Annotated in this window: 16 protein-coding genes and 1 tRNA gene; 4 read left to right on the forward strand and 13 right to left on the reverse strand. The window is 42.9% G+C overall.

Annotated elements, in window-relative coordinates; translation table 11 throughout:
• The first annotated feature begins 86 nt into the window (after positions 1-86).
• From PHN32_05315 to PHN32_05330, 4 genes are all read left to right on the forward strand, one after another.
• Entirely contained in the window at positions 87-1,376 is a 1,290-nt protein-coding gene (locus tag PHN32_05315) for a M20/M25/M40 family metallo-hydrolase (protein ID MDD3777006.1), read from the forward strand.
• A gap of 19 nt (positions 1,377-1,395) precedes the next feature.
• Positions 1,396-2,088, forward strand: a complete 693-nt coding sequence (locus PHN32_05320; GenBank protein MDD3777007.1) for a cyclase family protein — start codon at positions 1,396-1,398, stop codon at positions 2,086-2,088.
• A 51-nt stretch (positions 2,089-2,139) separates the two neighbouring features.
• A tRNA-Val gene (locus PHN32_05325) sits at positions 2,140-2,216 on the forward strand.
• A gap of 25 nt (positions 2,217-2,241) precedes the next feature.
• Complete coding sequence (locus PHN32_05330) at positions 2,242-3,102, forward strand: alpha/beta hydrolase (GenBank protein MDD3777008.1); 861 nt, start codon at positions 2,242-2,244, stop codon at positions 3,100-3,102.
• Positions 3,103-3,113: 11 nt separating this feature from the next.
• Here the strand turns inward: PHN32_05330 and PHN32_05335 are convergent, their stop codons facing one another.
• From PHN32_05335 to PHN32_05395, 13 genes are all read right to left on the reverse strand, one after another.
• Positions 3,114-5,465 carry a transglutaminase domain-containing protein gene (locus PHN32_05335; GenBank protein MDD3777009.1) on the reverse strand — a complete coding sequence of 784 codons (2,352 nt, stop codon included), beginning with the start codon at positions 5,463-5,465 and terminating at the stop codon, positions 3,114-3,116.
• 222 nt (positions 5,466-5,687) lie between these two features.
• The gene (locus PHN32_05340; protein MDD3777010.1) at positions 5,688-6,626 is read right to left on the reverse strand and encodes a BadF/BadG/BcrA/BcrD ATPase family protein; all 939 of its coding nucleotides are present in this window, start codon (positions 6,624-6,626) and stop codon (positions 5,688-5,690) included.
• Positions 6,627-6,632: 6 nt separating this feature from the next.
• Positions 6,633-7,766 carry a uroporphyrinogen decarboxylase family protein gene (locus PHN32_05345; GenBank protein ID MDD3777011.1) on the reverse strand — a complete coding sequence of 378 codons (1,134 nt, stop codon included), beginning with the start codon at positions 7,764-7,766 and terminating at the stop codon, positions 6,633-6,635.
• Positions 7,766-8,680, reverse strand: a complete 915-nt coding sequence (locus PHN32_05350) for a hypothetical protein (GenBank protein ID MDD3777012.1) — start codon at positions 8,678-8,680, stop codon at positions 7,766-7,768. Before PHN32_05350 ends, PHN32_05345 begins: the two co-directional genes overlap by 1 nt.
• 22 nt (positions 8,681-8,702) lie before the next feature.
• Positions 8,703-9,722, reverse strand: coding sequence for a Gfo/Idh/MocA family oxidoreductase (locus PHN32_05355; protein ID MDD3777013.1), 1,020 nt, complete (start codon positions 9,720-9,722; stop codon positions 8,703-8,705).
• 18 nt (positions 9,723-9,740) lie between these two features.
• The gene (locus PHN32_05360; protein MDD3777014.1) at positions 9,741-10,529 is read right to left on the reverse strand and encodes a sugar phosphate isomerase/epimerase; all 789 of its coding nucleotides are present in this window, start codon (positions 10,527-10,529) and stop codon (positions 9,741-9,743) included.
• A gap of 24 nt (positions 10,530-10,553) precedes the next feature.
• Complete coding sequence (locus PHN32_05365) at positions 10,554-11,255, reverse strand: PIG-L family deacetylase (GenBank protein MDD3777015.1); 702 nt, start codon at positions 11,253-11,255, stop codon at positions 10,554-10,556.
• 157 nt (positions 11,256-11,412) lie between these two features.
• Complete coding sequence (locus PHN32_05370) at positions 11,413-12,663, reverse strand: ROK family transcriptional regulator (GenBank protein ID MDD3777016.1); 1,251 nt, start codon at positions 12,661-12,663, stop codon at positions 11,413-11,415.
• 129 nt (positions 12,664-12,792) lie between these two features.
• A complete protein-coding gene (locus PHN32_05375) occupies positions 12,793-13,356 on the reverse strand; it encodes a hypothetical protein (protein MDD3777017.1) in 564 nt (187 codons plus the stop codon).
• Positions 13,357-14,055: 699 nt separating this feature from the next.
• Positions 14,056-15,696 (reverse strand): sensor domain-containing diguanylate cyclase, encoded by a 1,641-nt coding sequence (locus PHN32_05380; protein MDD3777018.1) that lies wholly within the window; start codon positions 15,694-15,696, stop codon positions 14,056-14,058.
• A gap of 239 nt (positions 15,697-15,935) precedes the next feature.
• Positions 15,936-17,963, reverse strand: a complete 2,028-nt coding sequence (locus PHN32_05385; GenBank protein MDD3777019.1) for a copper-translocating P-type ATPase — start codon at positions 17,961-17,963, stop codon at positions 15,936-15,938.
• Positions 17,964-18,141: 178 nt separating this feature from the next.
• A complete protein-coding gene (locus PHN32_05390) occupies positions 18,142-19,263 on the reverse strand; it encodes a xylose isomerase (GenBank protein ID MDD3777020.1) in 1,122 nt (373 codons plus the stop codon).
• A gap of 157 nt (positions 19,264-19,420) precedes the next feature.
• Positions 19,421-20,500 carry an alcohol dehydrogenase catalytic domain-containing protein gene (locus PHN32_05395; protein ID MDD3777021.1) on the reverse strand — a complete coding sequence of 360 codons (1,080 nt, stop codon included), beginning with the start codon at positions 20,498-20,500 and terminating at the stop codon, positions 19,421-19,423.
• Positions 20,501-20,507: the final 7 nt, after the last annotated feature.

Consider the following 20,507-nt stretch of genomic DNA (forward strand, 5'->3'; position numbering starts at 1 on the left):
TACGGGCTGAGGTTCGAAGACGGGATACTGGTTACTGCTACCGGAGTAAAGGAGCTTACCACCCTAAAGAGGGAGGTAATAGAGCTGTGAGAGATATAGCTGTAGAAGATATAAGGGGGATGGTGGAGGACCGGAAAAATGAGATTATTGAATGGACTAAGAAGGTTATAGCTTTCCCCAGTGAAAATAGGCCTCCTATCGGTTATGAAGCAGACATGCAGGCATTTATTTTAAACCAATGCCGTGATCTGGGAATGAAGGTAGACTCTTTTTCCCCTACCAGCGTAAAGGGAGCCCAAAAACATCCCTGGTGGCTAAAGGGAAGAGAATACAGCCAGGGCAGGAATAATGTAGCAGCGGTGTGGAAAGGGACAAACCAAAAGAAGTCTTTGCTGTTTAGCGGACATGCAGACGTAGCCCCTTTTGAGCCCGGGGAGTGGAAAATTACAGAACCCTTTACCCCAAAAATAATAGAGGGGAAACTTTATGGCCGGGGTTCAGCTGATCTTAAAGGAGGAATGGCTGCTGCCTTTTGGGCCATTAAAATACTTAAGGAAATGGGTTTTAAACCTGGCGGCGACATTATTTTTGAGAGTGTAGTAGATGAAGAGTTTGCTGGGGGTAATGGCACTTTAGCTTCCAGGATTAAAGGCTATAATACTGATCTGGCAATCCTGGTAGAACCTACCAGGATGGAGGTTTGTACCGCCTGCCAAGGTGCATTTTTAGGCGATATAACACTTAAAGGGAGGGCTGGAATGCCCTATATGGGATTGGAGATAGCTAATCCCATTTACGGAGCCTCATCACTAATAGATACTTTCAGGCAATGGGGAGATCAATGGATTGCCCGGCATCAACATCCTTTGTTTGGGGAGAAGGGTAAAGAGCTGAAAATACTATTATGGGACATAAACTCCAAAAGTGAAGATGAATTTACCCAGATGGGCACTCCCCTGGTGGCCAACCTCTCCTGGATTGTCTGGTGTTATCCTGGAACTGATGAACAAAAGTTTAAGCAAGATTTTATTGCTTTCTGGCAAAAACAGGCAGAGCAAAATCCTGACCTCAAGCCCTTCAAGCTGGAACATAAATTTACCTACCATTATGTAAGGCCCTGGGAAATAAGTGCTGACCATGATGCCGTAAAAGAAGTGCTTAATTCCTATCAGCAGTATTCAGGCAAAGCGGCTTCCATAGGAGGAGCTGCATTTTCCTGTGATATGGCTATATATGGAGAGGTAGGAAATATGCCTACCGTTATCCTGGGCCCCCGAGGGGACAATCTTCATGCGCCTGATGAGTGGGTATTGGTAGAAGATATAATTTCCCTGACCGGCATCTTTGCCAATTTGGCCTGCAATTGGACTGCCTAGATACTATACAGGAGGAAAAATGAAACTTATTGACGCTTCAGGACCACTTTATGAAGGAATGTGGTCTTATGGAACCCCTTACCCTGACTACAGATTAAAACAATTGGAAAACCCGGGCTGGGTGGATTTTAAGGCCAGTTCCCAGGAATTTATAGGCCTTTCTACAGCTACTGGAACCTATATTGATGGTCCTAGCCATGCCCTGGGCCTAAAAAACGCTGATCCAATGCATAAAATACCATTAGACAAACTATTTGATGTAGATGCATATGTCCTAAAATTTGACCTTGACCGGCTGGATAAACAAGATGGCAAACCCTATATTTCTCTTGACGATATAAAGCAGACAGAAAAAGAAGACATTGCAGAAAATTCAAATATAATTTTTGCAACTGGCTGGGGACAACACTGGGATAAGCCTGATTTTCTTACCAGCTGCTGGTTTTTCAAAAAAGATGCTATGGAATACATAGTAAGCAAGAAGCCTTTCATGCTGGGCATTGATACTCCTTCTATTGATAATGTTAAACACAAGCAAGGTTTATGGCCCCTTATCTTCAATAATAATATTTACCTGTTAGCACCCCTGGTAAACATTGAAAATATTGAAAAATCCAAAGTCAAGCTCTATGTTTGCCCCCTTAAAGCGTTAAATACTACTGGCCTACCCTGCAGGGTGATCATCAAGGAAGAGGATCAAATAGCCAGTTAGTTTATTTATAAAAATGCCATTTTATGGTATTTTAAACCTGGTTTTTGATAAGGGCGGTTAGCTCAGCTGGTTAGAGTGCTGCGTCGACATCGCAGAGGTCATTGGTTCAAATCCAATACCGCCCACCAAAAACAGCTTTTCTATTTTTGGTCTTTGCCTCTGGCTACCAGGCTGCAGGAGAGTGATTCTATTGCCATGAACCTAAAAAATACACTGGAAACCGGATACCTAAAAACTGGCCTACCTTATGCCAAGCTTGGAAACCAGCCTGGCATTATTTTAAATATTGAAGCCTTGTCTATGAACCATAAGCCCCCTTCAGGTATAAGTTTAAGACAATTTGTTAACCAGCATCAATTGCTGGCCAAGTACTATTCGGTTTATCTTGTAGGAAGAAAACCTAATATGCCCGACCATTATTATATGGCAGACATGGCTAAGGATTATGCCCTGGCCATTCACAGGCAATGGTCAAAACCTGTTCATGTTATGGGCATATCCACCGGGGGCCAAATAGGCCAATATTTAGCGGCAGGCTATCCGCAACTGGTCCATAAACTGGTTATAATATCTTCTGCATTCAGATTAAGCCAGAAAGGAAAAGAAATTGAGGGCAGGGCAGCCTCCTATTTTAAGCAGGAAAAATATGGTAAAGCTATGTCTGCATTAATGGAGCTGGTACTTACACCAGGGTTGAAAACCAAATTAATCCAGCCCATGGTCCAAATTATGGGAAACATTGCCTGTAAGAATCTACCCTTCCCCCAGGATTTTCTGTTGGAGGTTAGGGCAGATAGGGAAATGGATTTTAGCCAAGGCCTAAAGGATATTAAGGCCCCCACCCTGGTTCTGGGCGGTGATAAAGATATTGCCTATTCCCTGCCGGATATTAAAACCACTGCTGAAAACATTGCTAATTCCAAGCTGATCATCTATAAAGGACATGGGCACGGTTTGCCTATGGCTAATTCTGTCCAGATACAAAAAGACATATATGAATTCCTAAAAGACTAAGAAAATTGCTCTTATTCCGAAATTCTGTAAATTAATGCCTGTTCAACCTCCGGAATATCATCTCCTTCCCAAGAATATATAAAGCCATCAAAATAATAGCTGGTCCAGTCCATAGTAGTGCTGCGGTGTAAAAAGCCTGAACCTCTTTCGGTAGCCAGGTTCATATTATAATCAGTAGACATAAAGAAATCCTCAATAGTTATATCTATAGGAACCCAACCGTATTGGGGAAATTTTACCTCCACCCAGGCATGTCCTACTTCCAGATAGCCTCCTTCCAGTATTGCGGTATATAACGGTATACCGCTGGCTACCCTGCACGGTATACCGGAAGCCCTAAGCAGGGCTGCATATAGAACTGCATAATCAGCGCAAACTCCTTTACCTGTTTGCAGAATCTCGGAGGCATACATAAGCGGATACTGAGGGTCATCAGCTCTTTTAAAATCATAATCCATTAAGTCTGTTACATAATAATAAAGCTTCTCCATTATCACCACCGGCCTCTGCTCACTGCCTATAACCTTTTGGGCTGCTTCCTTTATGATTTTATGATCAGAATCTATATACAAGTCTGCCATAGTATAAAAAGAAAGGTCGGGATCATCCTGGCCGTAACTCAGATTTTTATAGTCTAGGTCTAAAAATTTAAAGTTTATCATATCTAAATTAGCAGTCACCGTGGCTTTTAATTCTTCTCCGGGCCCAACTTCCAGATTCTGGTAATCAATATGCAGTATCTGATTGAAACTATGGTCATAAACTTCCTGGAAGTCATCAGAGCTTACTGAAATTTCATTCACCCTTTGGAAAGGCAAATAGGTCTGGGGAACTGATGCATAACAATGAATATCCTTTATAGTAGTAGAACTTAAGTTCTTTAGCTGATATTCTATTTCAACCTCTATATTTCTTTCTTTTGCCGGAGCTATACAAATAGGTGCTTCCTCAATTTCTATACTTTTTACAGTTTCTGAATCCAAAACTCCATCGCTTACTTTCAAGACAATATCATAGCTGCCTTCAGCATCAAATATTTGGGAAACTTTTTCCTGTTCATACCTATTTCCATTAATTTCCCAGCTAAAATTTAGATCATCAGCATTAATATCATAAGAAGATGCTGCTGAAAAATATACCGGTACACCCACCGGAAATACGTCTTTTTTTATGCTGTCCCCCCCTATTTCAAACTGTGCTACAGGAGCTGTATTTTCCCCTGTAAATATACTTTCTTCAGTTGGACCTTCACCTGATAGGGAAATTACTGATATTCCCGAGAAACCGTCCGCAATATAGCCATAATTTCCTTCCACCGTAATATCATAAGAAGTTCCGGGGGTATAATAAATGTCTGCCACCGTTGGATGATCTTTATCTTCAATATTTATAGCATGTACCCCACCTTCCAGGTCCGATACCAAAATATAGTTGGCTACCATATCCAATTCCCAACCCTGGCCTGCGATGATGCATTTGCCCCTGGCTTTAGGATTTTCTTTATCAGACACATCTACAATTTGAAGATTGCTTTTAACTTCTGTATCCTCAAAATCCAGCGTGTTGTTGGAAAGGAAAACAAAATCTTTTTGAACATAAATTCCAGCAGTGCCCTCCATTACTTTAAAGCTGGAAACTTGTTGTGGCATTTGGGGATTTTGTACATCTATTATCAATAACTGGCTCTGTTGTCCCAAAGGATACTCCTGTCCATATAAAGTGGTGTTAAGGTAAGCATAACCTCCACTTACATGTATACCCCAGGGCATACCTTCTACCTTTAGCTCTGATATTTTTGCAGGGTTCCCTTTATCTGAAATATCAATAATTTCTAACTGGCTCTGCTGATCGTCTCCTACCAGTTGAGTGCTGTTTAAATAGGCAAAATCATTATCGATAAATATCCCCTGTACAGACTTCTCGGTTTCACTTCCGCTAATATAGTCTCCAATGAGTTCCGGGTTTTCAGGATTGCTTATGTCCACAATTTTTAGCCCGCATTGAGTATAATAATTTTGCTGGTCTCCCTGCCAGCTGGTATAGGAAATATAGGCATAATTACCTTCTATTATCACTATGTTGGCAGAGTCTATACCTCTCACCTTGCCTATGGTCTCTGGGTTAGCTAAATCTGCAAAATCAATAACATACAGTTGTCCTAAGTCATCGGTAAGATATGCATAACAGTCTTTAACATCCACATCTATAGCTTGGCCGGGTAAATTTACCTTGCTAACCAGGGAAAAACTAATGTTATTTTCAAACTGCCCCGGTTCAGCTTTACGGCTAAGCTTAGCTTCCTCTAATCCCTGACTTTGTATTTCTGTGCTTGATGGCTTACTGCAGGCAGCAGTTAATATCATTAAACAGATCGCCATTATAATTAATAATTTTTTAAATATTTTAATAATCATATTGCTATATTGCCTATATTTTATATCTGGCAAAACATCAATTCTGTAAATTTAGTAATTTTCCAGAAGAAATTCTCCCCATGTATTATTATATCATTAACCCAATACATCATTTGATAATTATAGTGATAGGAAAAAATTAATTCTAAAGATTATTAATTAATAGTATTTTTATCTAAGGTTCATTGCCAGCTTAATAGCTCCCCAGACCGGCTTTTGGGTTAGCGGCATAAATTTAATATTCCTAAACTTTTTTTTTAAATTTTCCTGTAACACTGAGGTAAAATACTGCTTGCAGTTAAACACACTGCCCACAAAAACCAGGTCAAAAACATTATCATCAAAACCTAGTTTTTTGGCCACTGTGGCTATAGAGAGTTCAGCTTCCCCGGCTTCTTGGACTAAAATATCCCTGCATACATAATCATCTTTTTCTGCAGCAGAGCATACCACTTTAGCCAGGGAAGCTATCCTGCCTGTATCTAGGGGCTGGGCATAAACCCATTCAATTAAACCAAAAATATCTTCTAACTTTAGTTGTTTTAGTACCATATCCAGCAATATGGTAGAAGGACCCCTGCCATCATAAAACTTCATTATTGCCTGCAGGGCCTTGGATGCTATGGAAAATCCGCTACCCTGGTCTCCCAAAATAAAATCCCAGCCATTAGCCCTGGCTTCCTGCCCTTGTCTGTTCAGGCCATAGCAATTGGATCCCGTACCGCATATAATCATTATGGCATCCGGACGGTCTGTTCCTGCATACAGTCCGATCTTGGAATCATTACATATTATGGTTTTATCCTTGTTAAGATATTCCTGCAAAGGGGATTTAAAAATTATCTGTTCATAAACCGTTTGGTCTTTAGGGGTATCCAGGCCAGACAATCCAAAACAAGCCCGGCTGAACCGTGAGCCTTTTTCTAGCCCAGCCAAGCCAGCTGCTTTATCTACAGCCTCATATATATTTTTAGCTGCCTTATCTATACCTACGCTTTTATAGTTTCCGGAGCCGCACCAAGATTCAGCCAAAACATGCCCTAAACTATCAGCCACCATAACTGCAGTTTTGGTGCCTCCTCCATCCACTCCTAAAATAAATTCTTCCATGCCTTTTTACTTATACATAGCCAATATATTTTCAGTAGGAGTATCAGGGGTTATATAATGGGAAGGCCCTAATATAAGTCCCCCCTGACCCTCAAACAGCTCTTTTATCCTTTTTACCCTTTCGGTTACCTGCCGGGGTTTAGCGCTGGGAAGAAAACCCTGTATGTCCAGCCCGCCATGAAAACATAAGTCCTTTCCGAAATTTTTCCTTAATTCCGCCAGGTCCATATTTCTAGCAGAAGTTTGTACCGGATCCAGGATATCTACTCCCATCTCCACCAGGTCCGGCAGCACTTCAGTACAATTTCCACAGATATGGAAACATACTAAAAGCCCATGGCTTTTAGCTGTCTCTATTATTTTTTTATCCCATGGCTTATAGAATTTACGCCACAGCTGGGGTGAAAGCATCAGGCCCTCCTGGGAAGCAAAGTCATCCCATATGCCGTAAAGGTCAATCTTGGAGCCTATGCTGGCCAGGTTCTTCTGGCAAAATTCCCACATAAACTGGCCAATGTTTCCAATAAGTATTTCAGCATACCTCTGGTTGGCTACCAGATCCATAAGCATATGGTCCATGCCCCTCATAAAGATAGAGGTCATAAATATACTGTTTAGGCAGCTGGTATTTAAGAAATACTCATCAGAAGGCTTCAATTGGGATAATTTCAATTCCGGCTGCTGCTGTTCACTATGGTAATAAACCTGTTCTGAATTATTCCTGTAAACCTCAAAGTCAAACCAATCCAGCTGGGGATAAGGATAATTCCTTACATCGTCCAACTCGTCTTTTCCTGCCAAGGGAGGGTTTTTGGAAAAGACTATATCCCTGCTCCCCCCAGCCTGGATATCCACCGGTTTAATGCCCCAAATGTTAAACCGGTTAATCTCAAAAATAGTATCAAAATCAGGGCCTGCATATTTAGGAAAATAAGTGGTAAACCCACCCAGGGTCTCACCGTCCGAATAATTATCAGCTCCCAGGCACTTTATAAGGTCAGGCCAGTTTTTTTCAATACCGCCCAAGCCGAAATAGTCCATAAGCCTGTCGTTTACCTCCGGCTCTCCCCGGTACATAGTGGGCACCCGGCAGGCTTTATGGCCAATAGCATCCAGCAAAAGTTTTTTCATTGCTTTCATTATTTAGGCGCTACCTTTATAGGGCTGGCTGTCACTTCGTCTGCAGTAAACAAAACACTTTCCCTAGGATTGGGATGCAGCTGAAGCAAAGTAGCCGGCCTTTCCAGTGTAGGCGGATGCATGCAGGCTATCCTAAAAGAAGCCAGCTGCCAGTTCAAATCCCCGCCGTCACAATAAATTTCAATCCTCTTAGCCTCTATAATAGGCTTCATCCCTATGGTTACCGCTTTAGGAGGAAGACCGTAAGAATTTCCCCCCAGCCCGCATATGGAATTTATCACAAAAGTATCAGAATTAAGTTCTATAACCCTGGTTTTGGAATTAAGAAACTGCTCTATGGTCATTCTGCGGTAATAGGTATCATAAGGCTCATTGAAAGCTATATGCCCATGATAGCCAAGGCCTCCATAACAGACATCGATACCGCCCAGCTTCTCAATCATATCTAAATTATAATCAAGGTTTACTGGATCCGGCCATACAATTTGCCCTTCATTTAATCCCAGCTTTTTATCCAGCCTGTTGAATAAAGCTCCTTTCATATAGCCCCTGAAGCTCATAGGATGATCGGGTGCAATCAGCCTTCCTTCCCAATCCATATACTCATCCATAAAGAATATCCACCACTGGCTCAAATCCACCTGCTCTGCATTTAGTATATCGGCCAGCATAGGATACTGTGGGGTAGGCCCTACGGGAAGAATCATTTTGGTAGGGCTGCCCTTTTGGTTATTGTTAATAATATTATCGGCCATGGAACGGGCCATATTCTTATAAATTGAATGCTGGTCCTTTACTATATTTACCCCCACTCTAGCCCATTCCGCTATATCCTGGGGGGGCATAGCCATCATCTTTTCAAAATCAGCATCCCCGACCGTTTGATGGGTTACTATTCCCTGGAACTCACCCATAATTATCCCTCCTTGCATCACCTTATAATTTTATTGCCTGCTTTTGCTTAACAGAATCTACTGCTGCCAGGGCCAGCTGCAATGCCGCTTTACCGTCCTGGAAGGTAGCTTCTTCTATAGGTTTGCCCTTATGAGTGCGGTCTACAAAATATTGGCATTCCAGCAGGTAGGCATCAGTACTGTCTACATCCAGCTCTTCTATGGACCCATCCGGTCTATATACGGTTACTTTAGATGCCTGGTCCCTTTTTTCTATGTTCTTGCCGGCTCTAAGTATCCATTCAATTGTGCCCTCGGTGCATAATATCCTGAATATCATGGTGAAAGGGAAAGCGCCCTTAAAAGCCCAGCCCCCTTCAGCCAAAGCAGCTACCCCATTGGCAAACTGGATATTGGTAGCTATATGCACCATGCCCCCCTGCTTGATATTGTCCGGGTTATAGACTCCCTGGGCCATAACCACTTCCGGTTTTCCCAACAGCCAGATTAAAAAATCAAGGTCATGGATATGCAGGTCCACTGCTGCTCCTCCGCTGTACTTTTCGTTAAGGCCCCAATCGCCTTGGTGCCAGTCCGGAAGTACGGCCAGCCTTTCGCAATAAGCATGCAGGGGCTGTCCCAGGTTTCCGCTTTGCACCAGTTGCCTGGCTTTTATATATTCAGGCCAAAACCTAAGTACATGCCCGATCATTCCCTGCACCTTGTTTTTTTCTATTACCTCTATCATCTGGTCAGCTTCATCCAGGGAAAGAGCCATGGGTTTTTCACAAAAAACATTCTTACCATTTTCAGCTGCCAAAGCAGTTAGCGGCTGGTGCAAGAAAGTTGGTGCACAGATATCAACATTATCAATTTCTTTAACCTCCTGCAGGCACTGATCCAGGTTTTCATAATATTCTGCGCCATGCTCCCTAGCCATCTGTAGCCCTTTTTCTCTTACATTATCCACCACCGCCACTAACTTGGCATTCTGTAACTGCCGGTAGGCATCAGCATGAACCTTACCTATAAACCCTGCGCCTACTATTGCAATGTTAACCATAATCTAGTTCATCCTTTCCTACACATACCCATAACTTTTTAAAAACTGGTATGACTGGGCAACAGCCTCATTAATCTCATCTAAGGTTCGCTCCTTGCCGTCAAATTCTATCTCTACATCTATAGGCCCCTGGTAATCAGCTATTTTTTCAAAAATAATTTCAAAATCCACTAATCCCTGGCCCAAAGGAGGAAAGTTCCAGTCGCCTTTCTTGCCGCTTCCGTCATCTTTTAAGTGCAAATAAGCCATATAGGGCAGAGCCGCATCTATATCAGTTTCAGGCCTTACTCCGCCATACATTATAACATTGGAAGTATCGTAGTTGAGCCTGACATTGGGGTGATTTACCTTCTGTATTACTTCTGCCCCCTTGGTGCCATTGTTAAGCCAGGGTCCATGCATCTCCAGGCAGATGGTAATACCTTTGTCTTTAGCATAGTCAGCTAACTGGCTGATATCCTCATAAAACTTCTTTTCATCCTCTCCGGCATCAGTTACCAGATAAGAAACTCCAGCTTTATGGGTAAAGTCCATTACTTTCTTTAACCTCTGTACCCCGTTTTCGGTTCCCATACGGGTATGTCCTGATACGGCAATCATTTCCAGGTTATAGCTGGCTACCTTATCCAGCACTTTCTTATAGTCATCCGGACCCATATCTTCAGGCTTGGGCAGGATATGCTCAAAATAACCGGGGCAAGTAGCCATATCTACATATTTAAACCCGGCAGCAGAAATGCCGGCCAGGGCTTCATCCGGCCCGAAATTAGGATAGGTGGAAGTAACTACTGCTATTTTATTATTCATTTGTTTGCTCCTCTCAGCTATGGTTTAGGGAAGTACCCTTTTAGTTAATCCTTGTGGATACATTTTTTGCTGCATAAAAGCCTCAGCATAGGGAACAGCAGCTTGGAATCCCCTGAATTTGGCTACCGACCTTATAAATTCAGGGGCATCACTATCATGCATATCTTTTAGCCATCCCAGCTGGGTCTCCATCTTTAGCATCATTTCTATTTTAGTTTCTATGGTATCGGTTATATCCACATATTCCTGTGGCTCAAAATTAATTCCAGCCAAGGTGTCCATGTAATATAGGTAGGGAAGCTTGGTTGAGGCATCATAATCAGACTTCCACAAAACCAGGTTGGCCAGATAAGTTGCCTCAAATACAAGCTTGCTGGTATTTACATGGTCTGAATGGTAATCGCCGGGCGAGTGGGTAATAACCAGATCTGGATCAGCCTTCCTGATGACATCAATAACTTTTGCCCTACCATCCAGGTCCAGCACTACTTCCCCGTCTGATAATCCGCCCCATATGGAAGTTGCACCTATAACCTTTGCTGAATTAATAGCTTCCTGGCGCCTCAGCTTGGCAATCTGTTCAGAGGTATGGGTAGAACTACCCTTATTTCCGTCACATAAGTGACAAATAAAAACCTCATGCCCTTCTTTGGCAAACCGGGCTAATGTTCCGGCACAAAGAAGCTCTACATCATCCGGATGCGCTCCAATGGCAAGTACCTTCATGTTCAATCATCTCCTTAATAAGCTTAAACTCTTTTCATCTTATATACACTCACTTTTTGTTATATCTAGCACCTCCTTATGCTTTTTTTCCAATTTTTTTCCCTTATTCCTCCTCTCATCCTGTTTATAATTATATCCACATCCCCAATTAAGGGAATTAAGATAAAACTTCCTGGGCAATCTTATAAGGGAATTCTCCCACCAGCAGGGACTCCACCGCCATAAAAGCCGAACCGGTAACTCCTGCATCTTCTCCCAAAGAAGATAGCTTCAGGAAAGGCGTTTTAAAGGGCAGTGACCCCTTAACAAAATTTATAACTGGCTTTAAGAACCAGCTTTTTACCCCGGGCAGGCCGCATATATCGCCGCCGACCACTACAATTTGGGGATTAAGCAGTATAATGGTGTTTACCAGTACTACTGATATCAGCTCTACTGTCTCCTGTATGATTTTAGCGGCCAGCTTATCCCCCTTAAGGGCAGCATTGCAGACCATGGAAGGGGTAATGCCGTTTATATCTTTTTTTACTAAATCCCCCATTATACTGCTGGCTCCAGCCTTTATGGCCTCTACCGATTTTTTAGTAAGGCTGGTAACCGAAGCATTTTTTTCCAAGAACCCCTTGTTTATGATCTTAAACTTTAAATTTTTTTCGCCCACTATACTGAACCCCACCTCTCCGGAAGATCCGTCTGCACCCCTGAACAGGTGGTTGTCTATTATGATTCCGCCGCCAATACCATTGCCTATTTCCATAAAAAAGATATTGCTAAACGGCTGGCCATGGCCATAATTCTTTTCCGCCAGTGCGGCCAGGTTAACATTGTTTTCTATAAATACCGGCACCCCAAATTTCTTGCTTATGTGTTTACCTATATCCAGGTTTTTCCAACTCCCATACAGGGGAGCGCTTACTATCCTTCCGCTTCTGGCATCCACTACAGCCGGGATGCCGATGCATATGGTTTTAATTAAAGACCTGTAATTGTTGTTTTTTAAGATAGTGTTGATATCTTCATATAATTTATCAATAATATCTGGACTGTCCGTAATGGCTGAGCCCCATTGTTTTTTTATGGCTTCCCCGCTGAAATTGGACAACAGGCTCCTAATTTTTCCCCTTCCCAAATCTATGCCCAAAGCAAAGCCCTTCTGATCGTTTATCTTAACCAGAATAGGCCTTTTGCCGGTCCTGGTTTTTACTTTTTCCGTTTCTACCACATACTCTTCCTCCAGCAGTCTCTCTACCACCCTGGACACGGCAGGAGCGCTGATGTTAAGGTTACGGGACAGGCTTGCCCTGGAAATAGGGCCGTGCTGGCGAATATAGTTAAAAATTATGGACGTGTTTATACGGTATTGTAATTTAGCGCTGGCTGTTTTTGAAAACTTTAATGACTTATACATAACTAAATAGTTAGTTACTTACAGTTACTAAGCAACAATAAGATAACATAATCCAGGGGGAGGTGTCAATAGAATTTATGTATTTATGCAGCTTAAAAGAGCCTATTTCTTAAATTATGGCCAAAAGGCTTACCGTTTATTTCTTCTGAAAATATAAGTGGCTAAATAAACCACATAACCGGTTTTTAATACAATAAACTTACAGTTCCTGATAGCAATATTTTTGCCCAAAGCCTTGCCCCCCACTGTTAAGGAAGCAATAAAGCCGGTTATCACTACACTTAATAGCGTTTTTTCCAAAGTAGGGTTATCAATCATTAACCTGAACACTATAACCGCTCCCACCGAGCCGCTCACAATACCGGTAATATCCCCGATTACGTCATTGCAAAAATTAGCTACCCGGTCTGCATTCTTTATCAGCTCTACCGCTTCCCTGGCCCCCTTTATTTTCTTGGCAGACATGGAATTAAGGGGAACTTCAGTGGCTGCAGTTACTGCCACCCCTACAATATCAAACAATACCCCTATGGCGATAATGATTACCAAAATGATTAATGCCGGGATCAGGGCTACATTAGTAATAAGGGTCTCAGATATTAAACTGAGTAGAATAGCTAACAGAAAGGTCCAGGCAGTTATGGCTATAATCCAGCTTCTTATATGCTTGCTGGACTTTTTATATTTAACCAAAAATTTTCCTCCAGTAAAAAGATGGTAGTACAGCGAGTAAACTTTGCGGTTTAGGTCCAGTAGGATTTCCCAGATGGATACTTATGCGTTGCCACATAAGCGGTTTCCCTTTAAATCCATCTCTATAGCGTCACCTAACTATAGGACTGGATTACCACTAAAACCACACTGTAATCCCCGCCGTACTTCTCTTTCGAGAACAGTCTAGGAGCTTTCCTCGACAGTTTCACCAACCACTAGCCTCTTTAGCAAAGAAGGTTTCAGCCGGGTAGCACTTAAAGCTGCTGAGCTCCTAGCAGCTTTACCACTCAACAGCGGCATCCCCCTACTCCACGCAAGGCAGGCTACACTGCAGGGCCTATTAAGCCACTGCAGGTTACCTCTAGATGCATTGGTTGCCTTATACATCTAAAGTCTCCACGGAAGCTGGGTCTACGCCCACATGCCGTTGTGGATCGCCCAACTTCCTTAACCCCCAGGTCCAGCCCCCAACTGGGCGTCAGCAGCCAGACCCACGGACTTCACCTGTACGCCCTTAACGGATTTTTAGCCCCGCCTTCATGATTGGGAGTACTGACTAGAATACTGCACCATCTTTTCATTTATCAAAATAACAACTTTGGTTTGGTATAAATACTTATATCACACTCATTGGTTTTTCTCAATATCCAGGCATTCTGATTAGTATTGGCTAAAAAATTAAGAAGACATATAGAAGGCAAAATCTTTTTTGCCGGAGTTTTTTACCCGGTAAAGGGCAATATCGGCTTTTTTTATAAGTTCTTCCGCCGTATTTCCGTCCTCAGGGTATAAGGCTATACCCATGCTTATGCTGGCTGAAACCATACGGCTATCTATATTTATAGGCTGGTCCAGCACCCTTATGATTTTATCTGCCACCCTGGCTACATTATCCCTGTTGACCAGGTTGGTAAACAAACATATAAATTCATCCCCTCCCAGCCTGGCTACTGTATCTGATTTTCTTACTGCACTTTCTATCCTTTTTGCTACCTTAATCAAGAATTCATCACCTGCTGTATGGCCCAGAGTGTCATTTATGTCTTTAAAATCATCTAAATCCAGCATAGCTACCGCTACCTGGTTTTTATTTCTCTGGGCATTAGCCAGGGCCATTTCTATGCGGTCACCAAACATCCTACGGTTAGGCAAACCGGTAAGAGGATCGTAATAGACCAGGCGGTTAATCTGCTCCTGGTTCTTTTTTCTTTCAGTTATATCCCGGGCAACGGTTAGGATAGCTTTTCGGCCCTGGTAATTAATAACCTGGCTGTTTAACTCCACCGGAATTATGTCTCCTTTTTTAGTAATGTGGGCACTCTCCATGAACGCCTGTCCTTCTTCCATAATCTTTTCCACCCGCCCGGTAACTTTAGCGCTAAATTCTGGTGAATCAATATCTGCAACTGATAATTTAAGCAATTCTTCCTTGCTGTATCCTAACCGGCGGCAAGCCTGGTCATTTACTTCCAAAAAATGGCCTTCTAAATCATGGATGAATATAGCATCGTCGATTAAATTAAATAGATCCAAGAATTTCTGTGCTGTTTGCATCAATCTTTTTTCGGTATTGCGCTCTAAAGCTTCCAGCTCAATATTTTCTAAAGCTAGGGCTATATCTGCTGCCACCTCTGCAAACAATGCCTTTTCCTCAGCATCATTTACAAATTCCTGGGATATGGATACTACCATATACCCATAGGTTTTTTTCCTTTTCAGGGGTGCGCTTAAAGCTCCCCTGTTATTGTAATTACGGCACAGGATACAGTCTTGACAATCATGTCCGGTATTATCAGTAGACCAGAACTCATCTTGTTTTAAATTATTCAAGCAATTAAGATAACCACCCTGCTTAAGATGCCTGCCCAGGTTTTCTTCCTCCCCTTCCAGGCCCGAGCTATATAGCTTTTCTACTTTTCCCTTACTGTCTACCAAGACTATCCAGCAATTTAAATACCCCCTGTCCCTGACCATAATATGGCAGACCTGTTCTAACAGCTGATGGGGATTATGCTCCCTTAATATCAGTTGATTAACATCTCCAATAGCACTAAGTATGCGGTTTAAGTGCTCTATTCTTTGGGCATCAGTTAGGGATTCTTTAGCCCTGTTTCTTATTACCAGCCCTATAATCACAATAACTATCGCCACTATAGCCCGCATATAAAATTCATGGATGTCGCCTATAGGCCACAAATTTTCTGTCAGGCTTCCGTTATCAAATAAAAAGTAGCTGGCCAGGGATTCAGCCAGCCAGTAGAATAAGGCTCCGCCGATAGAAATAAGTAATATTTTGTTGTACCATCCGTATTTAGACATAGCCCCAATATATATGTTGGATAATTTAAATAAATTTAACCCTAAAAGCCAAAGCAAACAATCCTGGCCAAACTATAATGACAGTAACCCCGCTTTGGCGGCAGCATAAAGAAGTATCTGCTGCCCTGTTTAAAAAAGATATTATTATACTTATAATACTATCAATACAAGATTGCAACTATAAATATTAAATACTTTATTTATTTTCTTAATTAATAAAGGGGATAAATAAGGATATCCTAATGTAGGCCGATTCGCCTCAGCCTTAGTGAATTGCTGACTACGGAAATGCTGCTGAAAGCCATGGCAGCAGCAGCAAAAATAGGGCTGATAAGTATGCCCAGCAAAGGGTACAGGGCACCTGCTGCTACCGGAATTAGCACTGAATTGTAAAAGAAAGCCCAAAACAGGTTCTGCTTGATTACCCTGATGGTATTCTGGGAAAGCCTTATGGCTTTTATCACACCAGTTAACCTGCCTTTAATTAAAGTGATGGAAGCTGATTCCATGGCTATATCGGTGCCCCCGCCTATAGCAATACCTATATCTGCCTGGGCAAGGGCAGGAGCATCATTGATTCCGTCTCCTACCATAGCCACAGTATGCTTCCCTTGCTGCAGCTTTTCTACCTGCTGGGCTTTATCCTGGGGCAGAACCTCGGATAGGACGGTCCCTATATTAAGCTGCCTGCCTATTGCTTCTGCCGTCTTTTTATTATCCCCGGTAATCATAACCGTATTAATTCCCATGTCGGCCAGCTCCCCTATGACCTGGACAGCATCCTCCTTTAAGGTATCCGCAAAAGCAAATACGGCACAGGCTTTGCCGTCAACTGCCATATAAACGGGAGTTTTACCTTCATAGGCCAATTCTTCCCCTTTTCCTTTAAGCAGACCCAAATCCACGCCATTTTCCTCCAAGAATTTATAGCTTCCCTTAAGAACTTCATATGCGCCTACTTTGGCCCTTATTCCCTTGCCCGCTACCGCTTCGAAACCTGTAGGCTCAACCAGCTCCATATTTTTTTGCTGGGCTTTTTTTACCAGCGCCCTTCCCAGGGGATGTTCTGAAAAAATTTCTGAACTGGCCGCTATAGCCAGTATATCGCCAGCAACACAGTGGTCAGCCGGCACTATGTCTGTAACCTGAAGCTGGCCATAGGTCAGGGTACCGGTTTTATCAAATACTACCGTATCCAGTTTGTGGGCAACCTCCAAGCTATGGGCATCTTTTATCAGGATTCCCTTCTCTGCTCCCAGGCCGGTCCCCACCATAATAGCAGTAGGGGTAGCCAATCCCAGGGCGCAGGGGCAGGCAATAATTAAAACCGATACAAAGCTCACCAGGGCATAGGTTATGGAAGGGGCAGGGCCAAAAATAAGCCAGGCAGCAAAGGTTATGACTGCTATACCCATTACTGTGGGCACGAAATAACTGGCTACCGTATCCGCCATTCTCTGGATAGGAGCCTTGGAAGCCTGCGCCTGCTCCACCATCTGTATGATCTGGTTAAGCAGGGTATCAGTCCCTACTTTGGTAGCCTTGAATTTAAAGGAGCCGGAAGCATTAATAGTGCCCCCTATAACCTGATCTTCTTCCTTTTTTTCAACCGGTATTGATTCCCCGGTAACCATAGACTCATCTATGGCGCTGCCACCTGACACTATAATACCGTCTACCGGTATCTTTTCGCCCGGCCTGACTATTATAATATCATTTACCTTAACCGACTCTATCTCCACCTCAATTTCCTGTCCGTCTTTTACTACCCTGGCCGTCTTGGCCCCCAGCTGCATCAGCTTCTTAATAGCAGAAGATGCCCTTCTTTTAGCCCGGGCTTCAAAATAGCGGCCCAGAAGTATAAGGGTTATGATCATAGCTGCCGTATCAAAGTAAATATGGGGCTCTATGCCGGCATTGGTAAAAAGGAAAGGGAAAAAAGCAGCTACGCTGCTGTAAATAAAAGCGGAAAGGGTGGCCACTGAAACCAAGGTATTCATATCAGCAGTCCGGTACTTAAAAACTATGACCAGGCCCCGGTAAAAGCCGGAGCCTACCCAGAACTGCACCGGAACGGTAAGGAAAAATACCACTATATGCCTAATCTGGTCCGGCAGCCTGTCCAGACCTGGAATCCAGTTCATGGAGCCCAGGAAAATTAAAACAGAAAGGGCTGCACCCACCAGCAGTTTAATTAACAGGGCTTTCTGTTTCTTTTTTTCTATTAATTCCCTTTTTTGTTCCAAACTTAATTTTTGGTCGCCCATAATTACTACATATTCTATAATATTAGTAGTGATATTATTTTAAAAATAATATATTGTCAACCAGCCTGTTTGTACCCCACAAAACAAAAAGAACCCCTGTCCTGTCCCTAATTTGCCGGGCAGGCCAGGGGTTAGTATTATCCACTAGGATTCTTCTTATTTTATTCCTTATTAAGTCTTACTTAACCATGCTCTGGGCCATTATCATTTCAATTTCGCCCCGGTTATTTTCAGGATCATAATAAGCACCAATCAGCCTTTCGTAAGGCAGGGCATTAATCCTGTCATTCATGGCATTAAGTGCCAGTGAATTAATTTCTATGGCTTTATGTACCGGCATCCTTTCCGGATTAATATCAATACCGAAGTATTCTTTAAAACCAGCCATCTTCAATACCAGCATCATGGCTTCAGCCTGCTGCCATTCCACTACGCCTACATTTAGGTCCTGGTCATAGTTTCCCATAGGCTGGCTGTTCCAGTGAGTATTAAACAGCCTGCCTTCCCTTAAGCACCTGGCAATGGCATAAGGGGTGTCCTCGCCGCCCATCCTGATATGGCCTATTTCCGGCTGCATCCCCATCAGGGCGATCCCCTGGGAAAGCAGGTCGCGGTTAATTTTATTCTTCATTCTGCCTTCAATATCCTTGCAGGCAATTAGGCCGTCAGCGGTAGTACGGTAAATATTGTTGGGTATAGGCTCATAAGGCTTGGGCTCTATGGCACAAATAATACCGGGCACTTCATCCATGGCTTCTGCTACCGCACCTTCAAAACGGTCCCACATATCAAAATAATCGGTCCCCAGCGAATAGGTATATCCGTCTATGCCTGGCCATATACCTGCGTGGTGAAGGTTCTTATCCTTTACAAACTTAAAACAGTCCACCAGGGTTTGTATGGCCTGGTCACGATACTTGTCTATGGGATTGGACAATGAACCAAATTCATATTGTTTGGGGAAGAAAATAGCAGGATATGCAGATTGGAGCACGATACCGGTTTCCTCTTCCAGCTGCTGGTAAAGGTGCCAGTTCCCTTCATTGACTTCCGTAGGGTAATGGGCCTCTATGGCTTTAACCCCATATTTAGCCATCTCAGCAGCCATTTCTATCCTGCTGGGTATATCCTTATTTTCTATATAGGAATCGTGGAATCTGCCTCCTACTGGGGTAAAGTACCATATGCCCACAGAAAGTTTTAAGTCCAGCTGAAAAGAGTTCAAATGATCCAATAACTCTTGGCTGTTCCTTCTTTTCTTCTGGTAGCTTACATCTACCACTTTGTAATCGCTACACATTTTGTAACTCCTGTCTTTGATAACCTTTTACATTATTTTTCAACTTACAGCATAAACCTCTTCTTTTGAAAACAAGGCCCCGGACTTTTGCCTAACCTTACTGCCAGCCAATTCTCTTTAGGGCCTTGTTTTCCATTATCTAATCCTGTAGTTAGTTTTAGCTAACCTTTATCTGCACTTTCATAGGATTATCCACCCTGTTCTTCAGGTTAATTATAGCTTTCTCTGTATCCTCCAGGGAATAAGTATGTGAAACCAGGGGTTTTACATCTACCAGGCCGTTCTTTAGAATTCTTAAGGTGGTAGGCCACACCATTGGTGACAGCCAGGCAGAACGGATCTCCTTATCCATGGTATGGAAACTTAATGCTGGTACGTGGATTACATCGTCTGCATTGGGAAGTCCAAAATGGATGAGTATTCCACAATTGCCCACCAAATCTATAGCCTCTTCAAAAGCAGCATTGGAGCTGGTAGGGACAAATGCCCTGTCTGCCAGCTTACCTTCAGTCAAATCAGCTATTTCCTTTTTAAGGTCTGCAGCATAATACTTGGAATTCTTATCCCTTACATTAAACACATAATCGGCACCATGTGCTTTTCCCAGTTCCAGCATGTAATCCCTAGTACCAGTAAGTACTACTTTGCCAGCTCCCATGGATTTTGCCAGCTGCACCATCATCTGCCCCATGGGCCCGGGGCCGGCCACTATTACAAATGAGCCTGGCTCCATATCTGCTTTTTTGAAAGCATTGACCACACAGGCCAGGGGTTCAGTAAAAGCGCCTTCTGAAAAACTTACATCATCAGGCAGCTTAAACAGGCCGGTATAGTTAGCCAGGGCATACTCCGCAAACGCCCCGTCATAGCTTACCCCGGATACATTCATATTTTCACAGAAATGGGTTTTACCTTCAGCGCAGGAATAACAGGCATTACAGAATTGTACCGGATTAACCACTACCCTGTCCCCTTCTTTAAACAGGCCCAGGGCTTGGGGGACTTTCCCTACCTTATCTACCACGCCTGTAAATTCATGCCCTAGCACTATGGGCCCTTTGCCAGTAGGTGTATCTACCGGGCTTAAGCCATAATAATAGGATATATCTGAACCGCATATGCCTACAGATTTAACCTTTACCAGTACATCGGTATCCCCTACTTCTGGTATAGGCACATCTTCAAGTTTCATATTCTCAGCATCATAAAAGACCTGAGCTTTCATCGTATTAGCCAATTTTACC

The sequence above is a fragment of the Actinomycetota bacterium genome (assembly GCA_028698215.1).
Taxonomy (GTDB): domain Bacteria; phylum Actinomycetota; class Humimicrobiia; order Humimicrobiales; family Humimicrobiaceae; genus Halolacustris.